We start from the raw sequence: 17,423 nt of genomic DNA, 5'->3' as shown, positions 1-17,423 counted from the left end.
CGTTACACGCGCTGCGCCTGGGCGTGGCGCACGGCATTGCGGAACATCGCCAGTCCGAGCGGCGTACCCGAAAGGGCCGATTGATCCAGCCGCGTCCAGCGGGGGTGCTGAATCCACCGGGTAAACCGTTCCGGATGCGGCATGAGGCCGAAGATCAGCCCGCTGGCGTCGCAGATGCCGGCGATGCGGTTCATTGAGCCGTTTACGTTGTGCCCCTCGGCGTAGCGCAGCGCGATGAAGTGCTCCGCTTCGAGCGCCGCGAGCGTGTCGGGGTCGGCGATGAAGCGCCCCTCGCCGTGCGCAATGGGCAGGACCAGTTCGCCGCCGACGTCATCGAGCTTCTGCGTCCAGATGCACGGGCACTGCGGCTCGATTTCGACGTTGACCCAGCGGTCGATGAAGCACCCGCCGGCGTTGTCCAGCAGCGTGACGCTCTGCGCCGGGGGCCGGTCGGTCGGCCAGGCTTGCCCGCGCGCCGGGCCCGGCAGCAGGCCCATTTTGACCAGCGCCTGAAAACCGTTGCACGGCGCAAAGATCGGCACGCCGCGCTCGATGCAGCGCCGCAACGCCGGATACAGCCGCTCTTTCATGAGCAGCGCCTGGATCTTCCCGGCTGCCACGTCGTCGCCGTAACTGAACCCGCCCGGCACGCCGAGCAGATCGAAGCGGTCGAGCAGCTCCGGCTGGTCCATGAGCACGTTGAGGTGGATCAACTGCGTTGCGGCGCCGGCACTGTCAAAGGCGTGCGCGAGCTCGCGATCGCAGTTCGTTCCCGCCGCCCGGATGATCAGTGTGTTCGGCTTCATGCGAGGTCAACTCGTTGCTACAGGTCGACGAGTTCCATGTCTGATTCGATGAACGAGCCCGCGAGGGGCGCGTGCACATCCGTCGTGAATTCCGTCAACTGCAACTCGCGCGCCATCTCCTCTCGCACCGTCGCGGCGTTGTAGCGCGGCAGGCCGTGGCCGTTGGCGCCCGCAGCGCGGCGGGCCAGCAGGTCGCTGAAGATCTGCCCTTCGCTCCGGCAGCGCTCGCGCGGCGGAATCGCCTGCTCAAATGTCTGCAGCAGGCCGTTCACGTTTTCGAACGTCCCGCTCTTTTCCGCCCATGTCGCGCCGGGCAGCACCACGTTCGCCTTGGCCGTGAAGTCATTGGGCAACGTGTCGATGAGCACGACGAACTTGCGGCTCAGGGCCTTGGCGAGGTCCTTGGTTACCCATTCGCTGGGATAGTTGCCCGTCAAGACCACCGCCTCGGCGTTCTTGATCGCCGCCAGCCACTGCTCAAACTCCGGCGGCTGGGCGGTGTCGCCGTCGAGCCGGTTGAATCCCTTGAGCACGCGCCGCACGCCGCGCGCATTTGGCGCTTTCTCGGCGCGGATGGTGAACGCGTTCTTATCCGAAGGCGAAGCGCCCGGCGGAAACGTCTTCTCTTCGCCGCTGACCGGCACCGGCCCGACGCCCAGGATCGGCTGGACCGGCTCGCTGCACAGCCCGCGCATCCACTTGCCCATGAGATACGCCTCTTCGCACGGCAGCATCGGGCTGATGAGCGCCGCCACCTTGCCGCCGCCCGCGACGACCGTCGAGAGCCGGTCGTGGATCTCGTCATAAGCCGCGGTGAAGCTCGTGCTCACCTGGTCGCCGTACTGCGCGCGCCGCGGCTCGTTGATGCGATCGTCGCGGTGGACGAAGTCCCAGCCGTAGCGCACCTCGTCGCTGATCCACCACTTGTTGACGGCGAGGTTGCGCCGCGGCTTGACGCGGTAGATCCGCCCGTCGTTGTGTTCGATGGAGATGTTGTCGCCCGACGCGGTGATGCCGTCGATGCTCGGTGTCTTCGTGAGCAGCCAGACGCGCTGGGCGAAGAGGAAATCCTTGTCGAGCAGCGCGCCAACCGGGCAGATGTCCGCCACGTTGCCCGAAAGTTCGTTGTCCAGCGCCTTGCCCGGAAACAGGTCGATCTGCTCGGCGGCCCCGCGCCCGACGACGCACAGCTCCGCCGTTCCCGTCACTTCGCGCGTGAAGCGCACGCACCGGCTGCACATGATGCAGCGGTCGCTGTAGAGGTAGATGTGCGGCCCGACGTCCTTCTTGGGCTGCTTGATCTTCGCCTCTTCAAAGCGGGATTCGCCTCGGCCGTATTCGTAGGAGTAATCCTGCAGGTAGCACTCGCCGGCCTGGTCGCAGATCGGGCAGTCCAGCGGGTGGTTGATGAGCAGGTACTCCATCACCGCTTTCTGGTTGGCGATCGATTTGGGGCTGTCGGTGCGGACCAGCTGCCCGTCGCCGCAGGGCGTCTGGCAGGTCGGCAGCAGGCGCGGAATCGCCTCGAGCTGGCCGGACTTCGGGTTGGGCGCCCAGACTTCGGCCAGGCAGATGCGGCACGACGCGACCACGCTGAGCCCCTCGTGGTAGCAGTAGCGGGGGATGTCGATGCCGTTGTCCAGCGCCACCTGGAGGATCGAAGGAGCGCCCTCAAACGCGCACGGCTTGCCGTTGATCGTGATCGTGCCCATGGAGCGCAATCGTAGCCGCCGACGGCGGCGGCGGGGACGCCGGGAAACGCCCGCATCTCTAGTTCAGAAGCGCGGCGTCCAGTCGTTCCACGCGTCTCGCGTCACCAGCACCTCCGCGTCGATGAGCCGGGCGTGCCCGTCTGCAAACAGCGCGTTCGAGCCGCTGCCGTGCCGATTGCTCGACAGGCGCCGGCCGCGATCGTAGTTCTCGAGCGGCGAACTGATGTGGACGCCTTCCCAGAAGTCGTACCACGACGCCACGCCCCGGTCGCCCCAGTTCGTGTACGCCACCCCGTAAGCGTTGGCGGCAAAAGATGCCGACTCGTCATCGGTGAATTCGGACAGGTAAATCGTCTCGGCGGGCCGGCGGAACTCGTCGAGCGTGGTGGCCGTGGCCAGTTCATCGCGCCCGCCGGTGCGGTCGAATTTGATTCCGTTCACGGCGTACTGGATGAAGTGCTCGCGCCGTGGGTGCGAGGGGCACTTGTACACGCTCAGAAATTCGAAGCGGTCCCCTTCGCCGCCGCGCTGCATGCGCTTGTAGTAGTCGCCAGGAGACGATGGATCGACATAGGGGCGAAAGGCAAACGCCCACGGAATGCTCGAAGCGGGCTTCCGAGCCCACGACGGCGCCGCCCGGTCGAAGTAGTGCCCTTCGCGCGGCACGAAGTCGTTGAAGTCGCGGGTGTAGAACTGGATGCCGCAGCCGATCTGCCGCAGGTTGGAGAGGCAACCCGTCCGCTGCGCCGCCCGCCGCGCCTGCGCCAGCGCCGGCAGGAGCAGCGCGATGAGCAGCGCGATCAGCGAAACGACGACGAGCAGTTCGATCAGCGTGAAACCGGATCGTCCGCGAGTGGCGCGATGCATGTTCACAAGCCTGCAGGTCTAGAAGCGGGGCGTCCAGTCGTTCCAGGAGTCCTTCTCGACCATGCTGTCGTCCTTGATCAGTTCAGCATGGCTGTCAGTGAAGAGGCAGTTCGACCCTGTCTTGTGGCGGTTTTTGGAGAGGCGGCGGCCCGTGTCGTAGTTCTCATTCTGTCCGTTGATATGGAAGCCGCGCCAGATGTCGTACCACGAGGCGACGCCGCGATCGCCGTAACTCGAGAATGCCGGGCCGTAGTTGTTCTGCGCGAATGACGCCGATTCGTCGTCCGTGAACTCTGACAAGTAGAGCGTCGTCGATGGACGTTGGAACTCCTCGTAGCGGGTGGCTGGACAAAGGTCATCGCGGTTTCCGCTGCGATCGAACTTGATGCCGTTGTTCACATACTGGATGTAGTGCTCCTTGCGGGGATGCGAAGGGCACTTGTACACGCTCAGGAACTCGAATTTGTCGCCCTGCCCGCCGCGCTGCATGCGCGTGTAGTAGTCTCCGGGCGTCTTGTCCACGTAGGGACGAAACGCGAACGGCCAGGGGATGTTCGACGAGAGGTTCGGGTTCCAACTTGAGTACCGTCGGTCGTAATAGTGCCCCTCACGCGGCACGAAGCTGTCGTAGTCCTTCGCGTAGAAGTGCATGCCGTACCCGATCTGCTTCATGTTCGACAGGCACGTCGCGCGGCGGCCGGCATCGCGCGCCTGCGACAGGGCCGGCAGCAGCAGGCCGATGAGCAGCGCGATGATGGAGATCACCACGAGCAGTTCGATGAGGGTGAAGCCCCGGCGGCGAGCGATCAGACGCGGCATTCGATTCTCCTTCAGTCAGCAGCCCACGAGCATCCGCAGAGCGTGCAGGCCGGCGAACGCGGCCCGATGCTCAATAATGTACCTGATTTGGCTATCTCACGCCAGTTTCTTTGGCGAATTCCTCACTTTTTGTTCGACTCCCGGTTGCAGGAGAGTCGCCGGGCACTCGCGTCGCTTGCAGTCGATTCGCCATCAAGCCGCCGCTACCCTCAGCCGCCATGGCTGAAAAGGAAGGTAAACGCGGCAAAAAGTTCCAGGGACCCAAGGGCACGCGCGACTTCTATCCGCGCGAGATGGCCCGCAGACGCTACATCGAGCGAGCTTGGCGCAAAGTGGCTATCCGGCACGGCTTTGACGAGATTGAAGGGCCCACCTTCGAATCCTCCGACCTTTACGCCGTCAAGAGCGGCGAGGGGATCCTCGGCGAACTCTTCCAGGCCTTCAGCGGCAAAAGCCCCGAAGAGGTCGAGCAGGTCAAAGCCACCGGCCGGGCGCCCTATGCCCTGCGGCCGGAGTTCACGCCCACGCTCGCCCGCATGTTCGCCGACAGGGCTGCCTCGCTGCCCCGGCCGACGAAGTGGTTCGCCATCCCGCTGCACTACCGCGCCGAGCGGCCCCAGCGCGGCCGGCTGCGCGAGTTTCTTCAGTGGAACGTCGATGTCATCGGCGACGACTCGCCCGCGGCCGACGCCGAGGTCATTGCGGCGGCCATCGCGCTCTTTCGCGAACTCGGCCTGGAATCGAAGCATCTCACGGTGCGCCTGAGCAACCGCGATCTCGTCTCCGAAATGCTGCAAAGCAGCGGGGTGGCCGAAGCAGATCTGCAGGCGGCACTTACGCTGCTTGACCGGCGCGACCGCATGCCGGCCGAGCAGTTCGATGCATCGTGCGCTGAGATCGGCCTCGATTCCGGCGCGTTTATCCGCGGACTCGACCAGGTACAGAGCCAGATGAACGAGGCGCTGGCCGCGCTCGAGAGCGGACGGACGATCCCGCCGATTGACAGGAGTTCCCCGGCGACGGCGGGCCTCGTGGCGTTGCTGTCCGAACTGGCGGCTCGCGCGATCCTCAGGTGGTGCGAGTTTGACTTCTCGATCGTGCGCGGCCTGGCGTACTACACAGGCACCGTGTTCGAGATCACCGCGCAGGGCCAGCGGGCCATTGCCGGCGGCGGGCGCTACGACCGGCTCATCGAGATGTTCGGCGGCCCGCCCACGCCTGCCGTTGGCTTTGGAATGGGTGACGTCGTGCTCTCGCTCGTGCTCGAAGAGAGCGGTCTGATGCCCGATGAGGAGATGCTCGCCGAACATCTCAACACGAGGCCCGACGCGTTCGTCATTTCGACGGGCGGCACGGAGTGCGACGCGGCGGTGGTGCCGCTGGTGGCTGAACTGCAGCGCGCCGGACTGCACGCGCGCCGCTCGTACAAGTCCACCAGCAAGGTCGAGAAGTTGCTCAAGGATGCCGCCTCGTGCTTCGCGCGGACGGCGATCATCATCGATGATGAGTACTCGGCCGGCACGGTGTCCGTGAAGGACTTCACCGACGGCCGTCAGCACATCCTCAAGCGCGAGGAACTGCTCGCCTGGATCCGCCAGCGCCGCGCGGCCAAGCCCTGAGCGCGCGACCCAAGCCGGGGGGCAGGCCGCCGAAGCCCCGGATCATCGCACACGTAGCGCGGAAACAACTTCAATCGCGTTCGAAATGTTCGGGTCGCGGCTTGGCGCGGCGGACCTGGCCCTCGACCGCGCGCGGCGGGGCCTTCTTGACATCCCAGATCAGACCGAGCTTTTCGGCCAGCAGGATGACGTAGTACGCCGGGTCAACCTGCCACCAGTGGAAGCCGAGGTTGGCCGAGTGCGGGTAGTAGTGGTGGTTGTTGTGCCAGCCTTCGCCGAAGTTAATCCACGAGAGCCAGGAGACATTGCGGCTGTCGTCGCCGGTGTCGTAACGCCGCCGGCCCCACAGGTGCGTGACTGAGTTGATGCAGAACGTGGCGTGCCAGGCCAGCACCGTACCCAGCACCGGTCCCCATACGAGCATCGCGCCGGCGCCAGCGCCAGCGCCGATGCCGCGGGCGTGTCCCAGCCAGGCGCCGAGCAGGCCGAAAGAGGTCCAGTAGACAATCGGTGGCGTCCAGTACCACTTGTCGAGGAAGCGCAGTTCGGGATACCGCGCCAGGTCGCGCACCCATTTGTAGTTCGACTGCTGATGCGCGTCTTCGAAGATCCAGACCATGTGCGATCGCCAGAACGCGAGCAGCGTGGGAGTGTGCGGGTCATCGACGGTGTCGGCAAATGCATGGTGCCGGCGGTGATGCGCCGCCCACCAAAGCGTGCCGCGCTGCGCGCCGCAGCCCGCCCAGAAGGCGAGGATGAACTGGAACGCGCGACTCGTGCGGAACGTGCGGTGACTGAAATAGCGGTGCATCCACCCCGCCATCCCGATCATCAGGAAGCAGTAGGTGAACACCGTCGCCGCCACCATCTCCCACGAGAAGAAGACGAACGGCACGAACACCAGCGACAGGTGGATCACCGTCACCAGCGTGAGCCGGCGCAGGGCGATGCCCAGGCGGACCAGGGGAGAGCGTCCGGCGCCGATCGCGGCCGGCGCGGGTGAGGCGCCGCCCAACGGCTGCCGGGCGTCCTCGGCCGCGAGGGCGACGGGCGCCGTTCCAGTTGCTCGGATCGACGGCAGAGGCCTGGACCCGATGGCCACGCCCCCGACACGTTCCACCACTTGCGTCATGCGCGTTCTCTCTCTTCTGCAGTCTCAGCCGCGGACCGTTGCTGGATCGCGCTGAGACACCTTCTCCCGCTCACATTGTCGGCGGTGTGCAAACCGCGTCGGAGGCGTGTGCTGCGACTGAGCCGTCGCCCCGATGCGTCCGTGCCGCCGACGGTCGATACCGGACGTATCAAGTGTATATCAGGATTTGTCCAAGACCCGCAAAACCTTGAACTGCCCGTTCAATTCTGCAGATCGGCGTTGCGGCGACGCCTGCGGTGGATTAAAGCGGAGGTCCGATGCCCGGTTATCGCCCGGATTGTCCCGGCCAGCGGCCAAACCTACCATCGCCGCCTATGGCACAAATCCGCGAGATCAAGAAGCGCATCAAGGCCGTCGGCAACATCCGACGCATTACCAACACGATGCAGATGATCGCCACGGCCCGCTTCAAGAGCGCCCTGGATCGCGCTACGGCGACCAAGCCATACACCGAGAAAGTCCGCACGCTCGTGGGCGAATTGGCCGCCAGCGCCGGCGGTGTCTCCCACTACCTCTTCCAGGCGCCCACGCCTTCGCCCAACCGCGAGCTGCTGCTGGTCCTGACGTCGGATCGCGGCCTGTGCGGCGCGTACAACTCGAATGTCCTGCGAACCGCCACCACCTACCTTCGCTCGATGCAGCGCGAGCGTCGCCTCGAGGTCGTGGGCAAGAAGGGCGTGCTGTTCTATCGCTTTGCCGGCTTTGACGTGGCCCGGCAGCACCAGTTCGGCGAGAAGCCGACCTACGCCGCCGTCGAGGTTTTGGCTGAGCGGCTCATGCGAGAATTCAAAGAGGGCGTGTACGACAAAGTGTCCGTGGCGTACATGAAGTTCATCTCGGCCGGGCGGCAGATGCCGGTCGTCGAGTCGATCCTTCCGCTGAGCGCGCCCGAGCACGCCGATGCGGGCGGTCCCAGGCGCATCGCGGAGTACGAGTTCAGTCCCGACGCCGAGAGCCTGCTGGCCGATCTGTTGCCCATCACCGTTAAGACGAGCCTGTTCCAGGCGATCAACGACGCGGTGGTCAGCGAGCATGTCTCGCGGATGGTGGCCATGAAGGCCGCGACCGACAACGCCGGTAAGTTGAGCAAAACCCTGCGACGCAACTACAACCGCGCCCGCCAGGCGCAGATCACCACCGAACTGAACGAAATCATCGGCGGCTCGGCGGCGCTGGGCTGAGAGTGATCGCCAAGATGGCTGGCCTGCTCCCGGACCCCCCGCACGGGTTATGATGTCCGCGTGGCGATCGGCGCGGAACCAACGACGGGCTCTGCTCGGCAGGTCGTGTTGCTCTTCAGCGACATCGTTGATTCCGTCGGCATGAAGACGCGGCTCGGCGACCAGGCCTATGTCCTGCTGCTCAAGCGCCACGCCGAACTGTTCCGCGATGCCATGTCCAACTCGCTTCGGGGCGTGCTGCTCAAGGACACCGGCGATGGGTTTCTGGCGCAGTTCGAGACGCCCGGTGAGGCGGTTTGTACGGCCCTTTCGTTCCAGTGGGCTTTGGCGAACGAGCCATGGCAGAGCGAGGCGATTCGTGTTCGAATCGCGATTCACGCGGGTACTGCGATCGAAGTCCCCGACGAGCGAGGCCGGTACGACGTGTCGGGGCTAGCCGTCGATCTGGCCGCGAGGGTGATGAGCCTGGCGGGTCCGAGCCAGATTCTGCTTACGAACCACTGCTTCAACGACGCGCGGCAGTACGTGCGCGAGCATCCCCGGATAGGTTCCGGTGAAGCGCCGCCGCTGGCGTGGCTGGCGCACGGCCCGTACGTTTTTCAGGGCGCAGACGAACCGATTCTCATCCACGAGGTCGGGGCGCGGGGCGTGGCGCCGCTCGAGCCTCCGCGAAATACGGATAAGGCGCGGCAGGCCGTTCCCGCCGGCGACGAGGAGACCTACGGCTGGCGCCCGGCGCGCGGCCTCGAAGTGCCGCATCGGCCAGGCTGGTTCATTGAGCGACAACTGGGAGTCGGCGGGTCGGGCGAAGTCTGGCTCGCGCAGCATCAGCGCACGCGCGGCTACCGCGTCTTCAAATTCTGCTTCGACCCGGATCGACTTCGTTCGCTCAAGCGCGAGTTGACTCTGTTCCGGCTCCTGCGCGATGTTCTGGGCGACAGATCCGATATCGCTCGGCTGTACGAGGTGAACTTCGAGTCTCCGCCGTTTTACCTCGAGAGCGAGTATGCGCCGCTCGGCGACCTGAGAATCTGGGCTCAGGAGCAGGGCGGCATCCAGGCGGTGCCGATGGACTTCCGACTCGAACTGCTCCGCCAGGTCGCGCAGGCCGTGGCCGCGGCTCATAGCGTGGGTGTGTTGCACAAGGACCTCAAGCCGTCCAACGTGCTCATCGACCGATCGGCGGACGGTACGCCGCGGCCGATGATCAGCGACTTTGGAATCGGCGTGCTGCAGGACCGCGCGCGCCTGCTCGAACGGCACATCACCATGTCTGGCTTCACGGTGACGCAGACGACGGCCAATCTGTCGAGCCGTTCGGGGACGCCGATGTATGCGCCGCCCGAAATGCTCGCCCCCGTTCCGAGTGGTCATGCAGATGCGAAACCTGCGGCCTTCACAGCACAGGGCGATGTCTACGCCATCGGCGTCATGCTCTACCAGATGCTCGCGGGAGACCTCGATCGGCCGCTCGCGCCTGGCTGGCAGCGCGACCTCGAACGGACTATCGAGGACCCGGTGCGGCGCGAGATCCTGACCAACGACGTGGCGGAGATGGTGGATGGAGATGTCGGCCATCGACTGGCCAGCGCGGCCGAAGCGGCTCGCCGTCTGGGCGCACTCGACCAGCGGTGTCATGAACTCGCCCAGGCGCGACAGGAACAGCTGGCGCGCGAAGAGGTCGATCGCCGCATGGCGGCGTTGCGGCGGCGCGTCGGCGCCGCGGTCCGCTGGACGATTGCGGCATCGCTGATGGCGCTGCTGGGTGTGTCGTGGTTCTTTCTGAATCGGGAGCGAGGCCTGCGGGCCCAGGAAATCGAGTCGCGCACGCTGGCGGAGAGCCGGGCGCGCGATCTGGAGGAAGTGAAGCGCTTTCTCGGTACGGTGCTGACCGGCGCGGATCTCGAAGCCATGAGCATGGACATGGTCGGCGAGATTCGCCAGGCCCTGCAGATGTCGGGCGCGCTGGGACGCAACCCGGACAGCCTGCCCGACCAACCGATTGCCGGCCCTGGCCCCGGGACGGGCGCGGACGACCGTCCGCCCCTCAGGCAGGACGGGCCGCCGATTGGCCGCGGCGGGCCGAACGACGCGCGCCGCCGGCCGGCAGTCGCCGCCCTCGACGAACTCACGCGTCAGGGCGCACCGACCGTGCTGGCGATTCACATCGTGAACAAGCACTTTTTCTCGCGTGCAATTGTCTCGTTGCGCGACGCCGACTCCGTTCGTCCCGTCGTGAAGGCGTCACTGTTTCAGACGCTGGCGGATCTGATGATGGACGTGGGCTTTCTCGAAGGGGCGGAGCAGGCGTTGTCTCGTGCGAGGGAGATCCGGGAGGAATTGCTCAGTCCTCACGATGCCGATTCGATTGAAACGAGGATCAGCCTCGGGGTGCTGCTCCGCGAGCAGGGGCGCATCGCGGATGCGGTAGAGCAGCTTGAGGCCGCATTGGAGACATGTCGCACCGCACTCGGTCCTGACGATCCGCTGACGATACAGGCGTCGCACAGACTCGCACTGACACTGATCCTCGGGGGCGAGCCGCGTCAAGCCATCGAACTCATCGGTGATCGCAGCGCGGCTGGCGGCGACGTCCTCGCCCTCAGCGGAGAGATCATCCACGCCCGAGCGTTGGGCGCGAGCGGCCGAGTCGATGAGGCCCGCGCCATGCTTGAGGCGACGTTCGCCAAAGCGAGTTCGGCGCTTGGGAGCGACTCGGCCCTGGCGATCGAAGCGGAACTGCGCTTCGCAGAACTGCTGGCGCGCGCGGCTCAAGTGGCTGATGCCAAGCCTCACTTCGAGAACGCGATTGCGCTGAGGCGGCGCACCCTCGGCCGGTCGCATCGTCAGACGCTTGAGGCAGAGTTGGGCCGGGCTTCGGTCCTGCTCGCGGTCGGCGAGTTGGATTCCATCGAACCGACGCCCGCCGCACTGTACGAGGACTGCCACAAAACGCTTGGTCCGGCGCATCGAGTTACAACAGAAGCGGCTGAAGTGCTGGCGCTGTTCCTGATTCAGTCTGATGAACTTGAAGAGGCAGAGTCGCTGCTCAACCGCATGCTCGACACAGCTGGTCCGGAGTTCGAGTATCGTGCGTGGAGAATCGCCGCGCCGGCGACAATCCTCGCCGATCGGTACGAGGCACTGCACGCGCAGTTTCCATCAGAGGACTACGGCGAGCGGGCGGCGATTTGGAGAGCGCGTTCGACAACGCTCCCGCCCGCGGGCGCCGATCAATGAAGCCGCTGGGCCGAAAGCGCGCTCTCGGATTGCCTATCGCACCGGCGTCAGCAGGGCGATCCGCGTCGCCGGGCCGCCGGAGGTGGACACCTGCGCTTCAGCGGCGATGCGGCGGGAGCCATCGATTGCCACGGCGTTGGAGATGTAGAGAATCGGCTCGCTCGAGTGGGCAATGAGATCGGTCAGGTCACGCATTACCCCGTCGCTCCAGACAAAGCCGTGCACCTGTCCGTTTGCCGCGGCGGACTCGCCGACGACCTGTCGTGCATCATTGATGCCGCGCGCGTAACTGTACGGCTGGCCGAGGTTACCCAGGCCAATCATCGACCGGGTGTCATCGAGATAGACGAAGGCTTCGGTGGTGAAATCCGGAAATGACGAGCGGCCGGCGATATCGCCCAGATCATTGATGCACAGCCCTTCACTGTTCATCGCGCCCGGAAGCACGCCGATGGGCAGCGGCGGCCGATCGACCCGATCCCAGCGAACGGCGACAAAGCCGTAGCCGGCGACGTTGTGCACGGCGCCGGCGACCTGGTTGTGTTCGTTGATGGCGAAGCAAGACCCGCGCGAAGCGTCGCCGAGGCCGCGCAATCGGATGCCGGCCGCCGCATGGTTCGGCCACACGACGGGGAACTGAGCGCCGGTGAAATCGCGGACGACTTCGCCGCAGATGATGCCCAGAGTATTGGCGTCGGATGCGGCGCCCTGCGGCAGGCCGCCGGCTGGCCGCAGCGCCCGGGGCCGGCCCTGCACCCACGCCACGGGAAACTGCGATGACGTGCCGACGACGAGCGCCGGGCCTGACAGGCCGAGGGGGAAGTTGAGAGAGCCCGTCGGCTTGGCGCCCTCGATGACGCGGCCATCGATAACGGCAACCGGTGTGGCGAGCGGGTCGTATCGATCATCTCCGCAGTAGCCGACGATCACTCCGTTGCCATCCATCGCGGTGGCAAAAATCGACGCCTGCCCCGTGATCGGCGAGAAGATCTCGGCGTCGTAAAGCGGCTGGGCGGACGCGGCGGCGGCAGCGAGCAGCGATGCGCTGAGGCACAGGGCAAAACGATCGAAGGCAGGCATGGGATTCCCTCCAAAAGGATCGGCTTTCTGTCAAATGCGTCATCATCGCCCAACGCACATTCGGCCGACGCGAAGGTGATACAATGAAGCCGATGGGCAGTGCTGCGGAAAAGGTGGAGCAATCGCCGGACGCCCGCCGGGCCGCGGGGGCAGGCGGGACTCCTCGATTCCCGGCGCCGACTCCGCAACTGCGCCTGCCCGATGTGCCGCTCGACCGGCTGCCGCGCAGCATCGCGATCATCATGGACGGCAACGGGCGCTGGGCAGTGGAGCGCGGCCTGCCGCGCATGCATGGCCACAAGACCGGAGCGCAATCGGTGCGGTCGGTCGTGACCGAGTGCGCCCATCTCGGCATCGAAGCGCTGACACTGTACAGTTTTTCCATCGAGAACTGGAAGCGGCCGGAGGACGAAGTCGATTTCCTCATGAGCCTGTATGAGGTTTATCTCATCGCCGAGCGGCAGGAGATGATCGACAACAACATCCGCTTCATCCAGTGCGGCCGCCGAAGCGGGCTGCCCGGGCGCGTCCTCGAAGAACTGGATCGCACCATCGAAGCGACGCGGCACTGCAGCGGCCTGAAACTGGTGCTCGCCATCAACTACGGGTCGCGGGCCGAGATCACCGACGCGGTCAAGGCGATTGCCTCGAAGGTGCAGGCGGGCGTGCTGCGCGCCGACGACATCAACGAAGAGACGATCCGCTCGCATCTCTACGTGCCGGAACTGCCCGATCCGGATCTGCTTATCAGGACGGCCGGCGAGATGCGCATCAGCAACTACCTGCTGTGGCAGATCAGTTATGCGGAACTGTACGTGACCAAGACGCTCTGGCCCGATTTCGGCGTGGAGGGATTGCGCGCAGCCATCCGCGACTACGCCAGTCGTCACCGGCGCTTCGGCGGCATTGACCACAGCAACTCGTGATCGGTCGCTGCGGCGTAAAGTTCAGTGCTGCCGGCCAGGCCTGCGGCACGCTCAGCAGAGCGCCGCAAACATCAGAATGGTCAGCAGCAGCACGCGGCGGCGGTTGTCGGTCAGGAGGAAGGTATTGAGCATGTCCAGTCTCCGCTTGTTCGTCCACAAGGGGATCAATCGCCGTGCCGCGGCAGTCGGTCCGGAAATACCGGCCCCTGTACGGCCGGCAGCGCGCCGCGGGCGCCATTGCCGGTACGGCCGCTCCGGCATGTGGCGGGCGGGCAACATGATGTTGGCGCCGCTCATCGCCTGTCTGGCGATGGCATTGCCGGCGCTCGGGCAGGGCGGCGGTGCGGCAACCTCGCAGATCGAGCCGGCCGATGCGCTTCGGACCTTCGCCGAGGTGTCCGAGTGGCTCGACGCATGGGAGACGCCAACCGACGCCCAGTTGCCGCGCGGCTGCGTGGGCGTGTGGGTCGCGATCCGGCTGGCCGGCCGGCCCGTGGGGGCCGGATCGGGGATAGACGCCAACAGCCTCGATACGCCGTCCTCGCGCGCTCTGACCGGCGCCGCGCGCCGGGCTATGGCCGCGGCGCTCGACACCGCGGGCGGCGTGACCGACGCCGACATCCGCGCCGATAAGCAGGAGCAGTTCCTCGCCTCTCCATTTCGGACCCTCGAACTCGATCTTGCCCATTCGCCCGAGCGAATCCGCGCCACCTCCCTTGACCGCGTGCTCGAATCAATTCGCCCCGGCCTCGACGGTTTGCTGCTCCGGCGCGAAGGGCAGACGTACTCGGTGTTCCCGGCGGAGATGCTGGCCTTTGACACGCGGCCGTCGAGCGCGATCGTCGCGCTGCTCAGCCGCAGTGGGGCGCCTACGGAAAGCCTCGACCGCGAAATCGGCGACGGCACGATTCGCATCTGGAGATTTCAGACCGTCCACCTGGCGCAGGCCACGCGCGACGGGGCGGCGGCGTTTCTGTACCGCGGCAGCCGCGCCGTGCCGCTGCAGTCGATTGACGTGGCCGAAATCCGCACCATGGCGCACGAAACGGCGGGCTACCTTCGGCGATCAACCATCGCCATCCCCGACCAGCCGGGTTACCTGCTGCTGCTTGGCGACTACCTGCCTCAGGTGGATCGCCGGCTGCAGGATCGGGCGACCCTTGCCGACCATGCGCTGGCGGCGCTGGCGCTGCTGAAATACGCCGCGATCGTGGAAAGCAGCGACTCCGCCGCCGCCCGCAGCAGCGCCTTGGCCCTGCTTTCGCTGCTCGGATACGACGAGGCCACGCGGTTGGCGGTGGGGCAGGATGCCCGCGCCGCAGCTTTGACCCATCTGGCGATCGAGCAACTGCAGCCCGCAGAATTGACGCCGGCGCTCTCGGAACTCTCGGCGGCGGTGGATGCGGGAATCGAGCGGGCGTTCCGCCCCGATCGCGGCTTCAGCGAGAACCTGTCTCCTGAAGACCGAGCCCTCGTGGCCGCGGCTCTGGGTACGCGCCAGGCCATCGATGCGGCGTGGGTATCTGTGGGACCGGCGATGCAGCCGCTGCTGATGCCCTGGCTGGCCATGGCGGAAGTGGAGCAGGCCCGCTCCGGCCGGGGCATCCCCTCGCTGCCGGCGCTTCGGGCCTTGCGGCAGCGCGTTCTGGCCGAGCAGCCGGGCTATGACCCGGGACAGATCGCCGAGCCAGACATGATCGGGGCGCTGAAGTACCGGGCGGCGATGGATCCGGACTGGCGGGCGGCGCACCTGGTGACGTACAGCGCGGTGATGCTCAGCGACAGCCAGTGCACCCCGCCGCAGGAGCGGCCCGAGCAGATCATCAACCTTCAGCGGTCACTGCGTTTCCTGCGGCAACTGCAGGTGCGCGATGCCGACCGCTACCGCACACGAAATCCTGAGACGGCGCTGGGAGGGGTGCGGACCGGCGTGTGCGACCAGACCATGCCCGTCGCGGCGTCGGCGGCGACGCTGCTGGCGGCGGTGAGCACGCTGGAAGCGTTCGAGCAGTCGGCCGGTGGCGGCCAATAAGAAGTGCCGTGCAGGCGAATTGAGTCGCATCGGGAATTCGCAAGCCGGTTGTGCCGATGTGGATTCTCGGGCGCGGCAGCGGAACAATCGGAGCGGTTTCGGGCAGATTGTGCCAGCATGGCCGGCTGCTATCATCCAGTAGAGTGAAGGCGGCACGAGCGACCGCCCGTGGCCTCCAAAGGCAAGGAGACTCCAATGCGTCGATTTATCATGACTCTCGCTGCGACGGCTGTGCTGGGTGGTGCGGCGGCTGTGGCCTCGGCCCAGGATATGCAGGCACGTTCTGAAGCGCTGGGCAAACTGCTCAACACCGAACTGCCCACCGTGGACTTCAGCGGACACGAGTTCCGCACCGTCGTCGGCTTCCTCTCCGAACTGGCGAACCTCGACATCCTCGCCAAGTGGAACGAAGAAGGCTTCGGCGAGGGATTCGATCCGAACGCGAAGATCACGCTTCAACTCAAGAACCCGACCTCGCTGCTCACCATTCTCGAACTCGTCATGAAGCAGGCGACCGACGAGGAGACGACTTGGGTGCTCGGCGACGGCTACGTCGAGATCGGCACCAAGTCGATCCTTAACAAGAACAAGTACGTCCGCATCTACCCGGTGCGCGAACTGCTCTTTGTGCCGCCTCGCTTCGACAACGCGCCGCAACTGGACCTCAACCAGGTGCTGCAGAGCAGCTCGCGGAGCGGCCAGGGCGGCGGCGGCGGAAGTTCGGGTCAGTTCTTCCGCGATGATCAGGGTGATGAGAACAACGTCGCTCGCGGCAATGAGGCGGATCAGGCCAACGAACTGATCGACATCATCACCTCGATCGTCGAGCCCACGCAGTGGGAATCGCTCGGCGGCGACGGCGGCAGCATCCGCTACTTCCGCGGCAATCTCATCATCAACGCGTCCGACTACCTGCATCGCCAGGTTGGCGGATATCCCTTCGCTCCGGCCCGCACGAACGGCGCTCGGTCCTCGGCCAACGCCGGCGGACGCGGCCTTGGCCTGGCCAATGCCATCCCTTCGCCGCGCTACGTCACACTGACCGGTGACTGGGGCGTGGCGAAGATCGTGGACATCGAAGAATCGAGCATCCCGGTGCTCGTCGGCGGCCGCGTCATCGACTCGGGCGATCCCGGCAGGTAAGCCATCGCAATCACATCACGTCCATAACCGCGGGTCGCCGGTCAGCCGGCGGCCCGCTTGCATTTGCGGTGTATCCACGACTCTCGGCGCTGGCTCGTGGACCGGGCCTGCACTACAATCCCATCCACGCCTCATCGGGTCTGCGCGGCCCTTTCACGACATGGAACTGCAGCCATCATGAGTTGGATCGAGAACCGTTTCGAAGACAATCTCATCATCACCGGCGTCGATTTCGCGCTCAACTGGGCCCGCAAGTCGAGCATCTGGCCCATGACCTTCGGCCTGGCGTGCTGCGCGATCGAGATGATGGCCTTCGGTGCTTCGCGATTTGACGTCGATCGATTCGGCGCCGGCGCTTTCCGCGCCACACCCCGGCAGTCGGATCTCATGATCGTCGCCGGCACTGTGACGTACAAGATGGCCTCCCGCGTGCGCCGGCTCTACGAGCAGATGCCCGATCCCAAGTACGTCATCGCCATGGGCGCGTGCACCGTCGGCGGCGGGCCGTACTTCAAGTACGGCTATCACGTCGTCAAGGGCGTCGATCTCGTCGTGCCCGTGGATATCTACGTGCCCGGCTGCCCGCCGCGGCCCGAGGCGCTCATTGAGGGCCTCATGCGCCTGCAGGACAAGATCAGTGCCCAGACCATCGGCCTGCCCAAGGGAGCCCGGAAGGCCGCCCGCGAGTACGACATGCCGATTCCCGCGCCGGCGCTGGCGACCTGACGATCCGCCCGTCGTGCAGTGCCGCTTGCCGGAAATGTCCGGCGGGCAGCGTCAATTACCCCATCGCCTTCGGTATAATGCCCCGACCGTCGCGCCGCGACGATGGGACATTTCGTTAC

The 17,423-nt window shown here is 65.8% G+C and carries 14 protein-coding genes; 7 read left to right on the top strand and 7 right to left on the bottom strand.

Translation table 11 applies throughout. The annotated features are described in order from the left end of the window. Positions 1–2: 2 nt before the first annotated feature. From IT430_13210 to IT430_13195, 4 genes are all read right to left on the bottom strand, one after another. On the bottom strand, positions 3–806 hold the full coding sequence (locus IT430_13210; protein MCC6908896.1) for a phosphoribosylformylglycinamidine synthase subunit PurQ: 804 nt from the start codon (positions 804–806) through the stop codon (positions 3–5). A 17-nt stretch (positions 807–823) separates the two neighbouring features. Further along, positions 824–2,518 (bottom strand): molybdopterin-dependent oxidoreductase, encoded by a 1,695-nt coding sequence (locus IT430_13205; protein MCC6908895.1) that lies wholly within the window; start codon positions 2,516–2,518, stop codon positions 824–826. A 63-nt stretch (positions 2,519–2,581) separates the two neighbouring features. After that, positions 2,582–3,385, bottom strand: coding sequence for a DUF1559 domain-containing protein (locus tag IT430_13200; protein MCC6908894.1), 804 nt, complete (start codon positions 3,383–3,385; stop codon positions 2,582–2,584). Between the two features lie 18 nt (positions 3,386–3,403). After that, a complete protein-coding gene (locus IT430_13195; GenBank protein ID MCC6908893.1) occupies positions 3,404–4,204 on the bottom strand; it encodes a DUF1559 domain-containing protein in 801 nt (266 codons plus the stop codon). 218 nt (positions 4,205–4,422) lie between these two features. Between IT430_13195 and hisS the strand changes: the two genes are divergently transcribed. Beyond that, positions 4,423–5,823 (top strand): histidine--tRNA ligase, encoded by a 1,401-nt coding sequence (gene hisS / locus IT430_13190; GenBank protein MCC6908892.1) that lies wholly within the window; start codon positions 4,423–4,425, stop codon positions 5,821–5,823. A gap of 70 nt (positions 5,824–5,893) precedes the next feature. Here hisS and IT430_13185 read toward each other — a convergent pair whose 3' ends face one another. Next, positions 5,894–6,955 (bottom strand): acyl-CoA desaturase, encoded by a 1,062-nt coding sequence (locus IT430_13185; protein ID MCC6908891.1) that lies wholly within the window; start codon positions 6,953–6,955, stop codon positions 5,894–5,896. Positions 6,956–7,290: 335 nt separating this feature from the next. Between IT430_13185 and atpG the strand changes: the two genes are divergently transcribed. Beyond that, positions 7,291–8,157, top strand: coding sequence for an ATP synthase F1 subunit gamma (gene atpG, locus IT430_13180; protein MCC6908890.1), 867 nt, complete (start codon positions 7,291–7,293; stop codon positions 8,155–8,157). Positions 8,158–8,217: 60 nt separating this feature from the next. Then, complete coding sequence (locus tag IT430_13175; protein MCC6908889.1) at positions 8,218–11,397, top strand: tetratricopeptide repeat protein; 3,180 nt, start codon at positions 8,218–8,220, stop codon at positions 11,395–11,397. A gap of 33 nt (positions 11,398–11,430) precedes the next feature. Here the strand turns inward: IT430_13175 and IT430_13170 are convergent, their stop codons facing one another. Further along, the gene (locus IT430_13170) at positions 11,431–12,477 is read right to left on the bottom strand and encodes a hypothetical protein (GenBank protein MCC6908888.1); all 1,047 of its coding nucleotides are present in this window, start codon (positions 12,475–12,477) and stop codon (positions 11,431–11,433) included. A gap of 92 nt (positions 12,478–12,569) precedes the next feature. Between IT430_13170 and IT430_13165 the strand changes: the two genes are divergently transcribed. Further along, a complete protein-coding gene (locus tag IT430_13165; protein MCC6908887.1) occupies positions 12,570–13,403 on the top strand; it encodes an isoprenyl transferase in 834 nt (277 codons plus the stop codon). 51 nt (positions 13,404–13,454) lie between these two features. Here IT430_13165 and IT430_13160 read toward each other — a convergent pair whose 3' ends face one another. After that, the gene (locus IT430_13160; protein MCC6908886.1) at positions 13,455–13,700 is read right to left on the bottom strand and encodes a hypothetical protein; all 246 of its coding nucleotides are present in this window, start codon (positions 13,698–13,700) and stop codon (positions 13,455–13,457) included. Between IT430_13160 and IT430_13155 the strand changes: the two genes are divergently transcribed. The 3 genes from IT430_13155 to IT430_13145 all read left to right on the top strand — a co-directional run bounded on the left by IT430_13155 (position 13,681) and on the right by IT430_13145 (position 17,304). Further along, on the top strand, positions 13,681–15,435 hold the full coding sequence (locus IT430_13155; GenBank protein ID MCC6908885.1) for a hypothetical protein: 1,755 nt from the start codon (positions 13,681–13,683) through the stop codon (positions 15,433–15,435). The two genes, IT430_13160 and IT430_13155, sit on opposite strands and share 20 nt — an antisense overlap. A gap of 195 nt (positions 15,436–15,630) precedes the next feature. Next, on the top strand, positions 15,631–16,578 hold the full coding sequence (locus IT430_13150; GenBank protein MCC6908884.1) for a hypothetical protein: 948 nt from the start codon (positions 15,631–15,633) through the stop codon (positions 16,576–16,578). A 177-nt stretch (positions 16,579–16,755) separates the two neighbouring features. Further along, positions 16,756–17,304: an NADH-quinone oxidoreductase subunit B gene (locus tag IT430_13145; GenBank protein MCC6908883.1), complete on the top strand. Its 549-nt coding sequence runs from the start codon at positions 16,756–16,758 to the stop codon at positions 17,302–17,304. The last annotated feature ends 119 nt before the right edge of the window (positions 17,305–17,423 follow it).

The organism is Phycisphaerales bacterium (genome assembly GCA_020852515.1).
Taxonomy (GTDB): domain Bacteria; phylum Planctomycetota; class Phycisphaerae; order Phycisphaerales; family UBA5793; genus UBA5793.
Note: the sequence above shows the minus strand (reverse complement) of the source record. Positions and strands in the feature narration are given on the sequence as shown.

Bases quoted from the DNA above. Each gene is read 5' to 3' on its own strand.
- IT430_13210 (MCC6908896.1), bottom strand. From the start codon at position 806: ATGAAGCCGAACACACTGATCATCCGGGCGGCGGGAACGAACTGCGAT.
- IT430_13205 (MCC6908895.1), bottom strand. From the start codon at position 2,518: ATGGGCACGATCACGATCAACGGCAAGCCGTGCGCGTTTGAGGGCGCT.
- IT430_13200 (MCC6908894.1), bottom strand. From the start codon at position 3,385: ATGCATCGCGCCACTCGCGGACGATCCGGTTTCACGCTGATCGAACTG.
- IT430_13195 (MCC6908893.1), bottom strand. From the start codon at position 4,204: ATGCCGCGTCTGATCGCTCGCCGCCGGGGCTTCACCCTCATCGAACTG.
- hisS (MCC6908892.1), top strand. From the start codon at position 4,423: ATGGCTGAAAAGGAAGGTAAACGCGGCAAAAAGTTCCAGGGACCCAAG.
- IT430_13185 (MCC6908891.1), bottom strand. From the start codon at position 6,955: ATGACGCAAGTGGTGGAACGTGTCGGGGGCGTGGCCATCGGGTCCAGG.
- atpG (MCC6908890.1), top strand. From the start codon at position 7,291: ATGGCACAAATCCGCGAGATCAAGAAGCGCATCAAGGCCGTCGGCAAC.
- IT430_13170 (MCC6908888.1), bottom strand. From the start codon at position 12,477: ATGCCTGCCTTCGATCGTTTTGCCCTGTGCCTCAGCGCATCGCTGCTC.
- IT430_13165 (MCC6908887.1), top strand. From the start codon at position 12,570: ATGGGCAGTGCTGCGGAAAAGGTGGAGCAATCGCCGGACGCCCGCCGG.
- IT430_13155 (MCC6908885.1), top strand. From the start codon at position 13,681: ATGATGTTGGCGCCGCTCATCGCCTGTCTGGCGATGGCATTGCCGGCG.
- IT430_13160 (MCC6908886.1), bottom strand. From the start codon at position 13,700: ATGAGCGGCGCCAACATCATGTTGCCCGCCCGCCACATGCCGGAGCGG.
- IT430_13150 (MCC6908884.1), top strand. From the start codon at position 15,631: ATGCGTCGATTTATCATGACTCTCGCTGCGACGGCTGTGCTGGGTGGT.
- IT430_13145 (MCC6908883.1), top strand. From the start codon at position 16,756: ATGAGTTGGATCGAGAACCGTTTCGAAGACAATCTCATCATCACCGGC.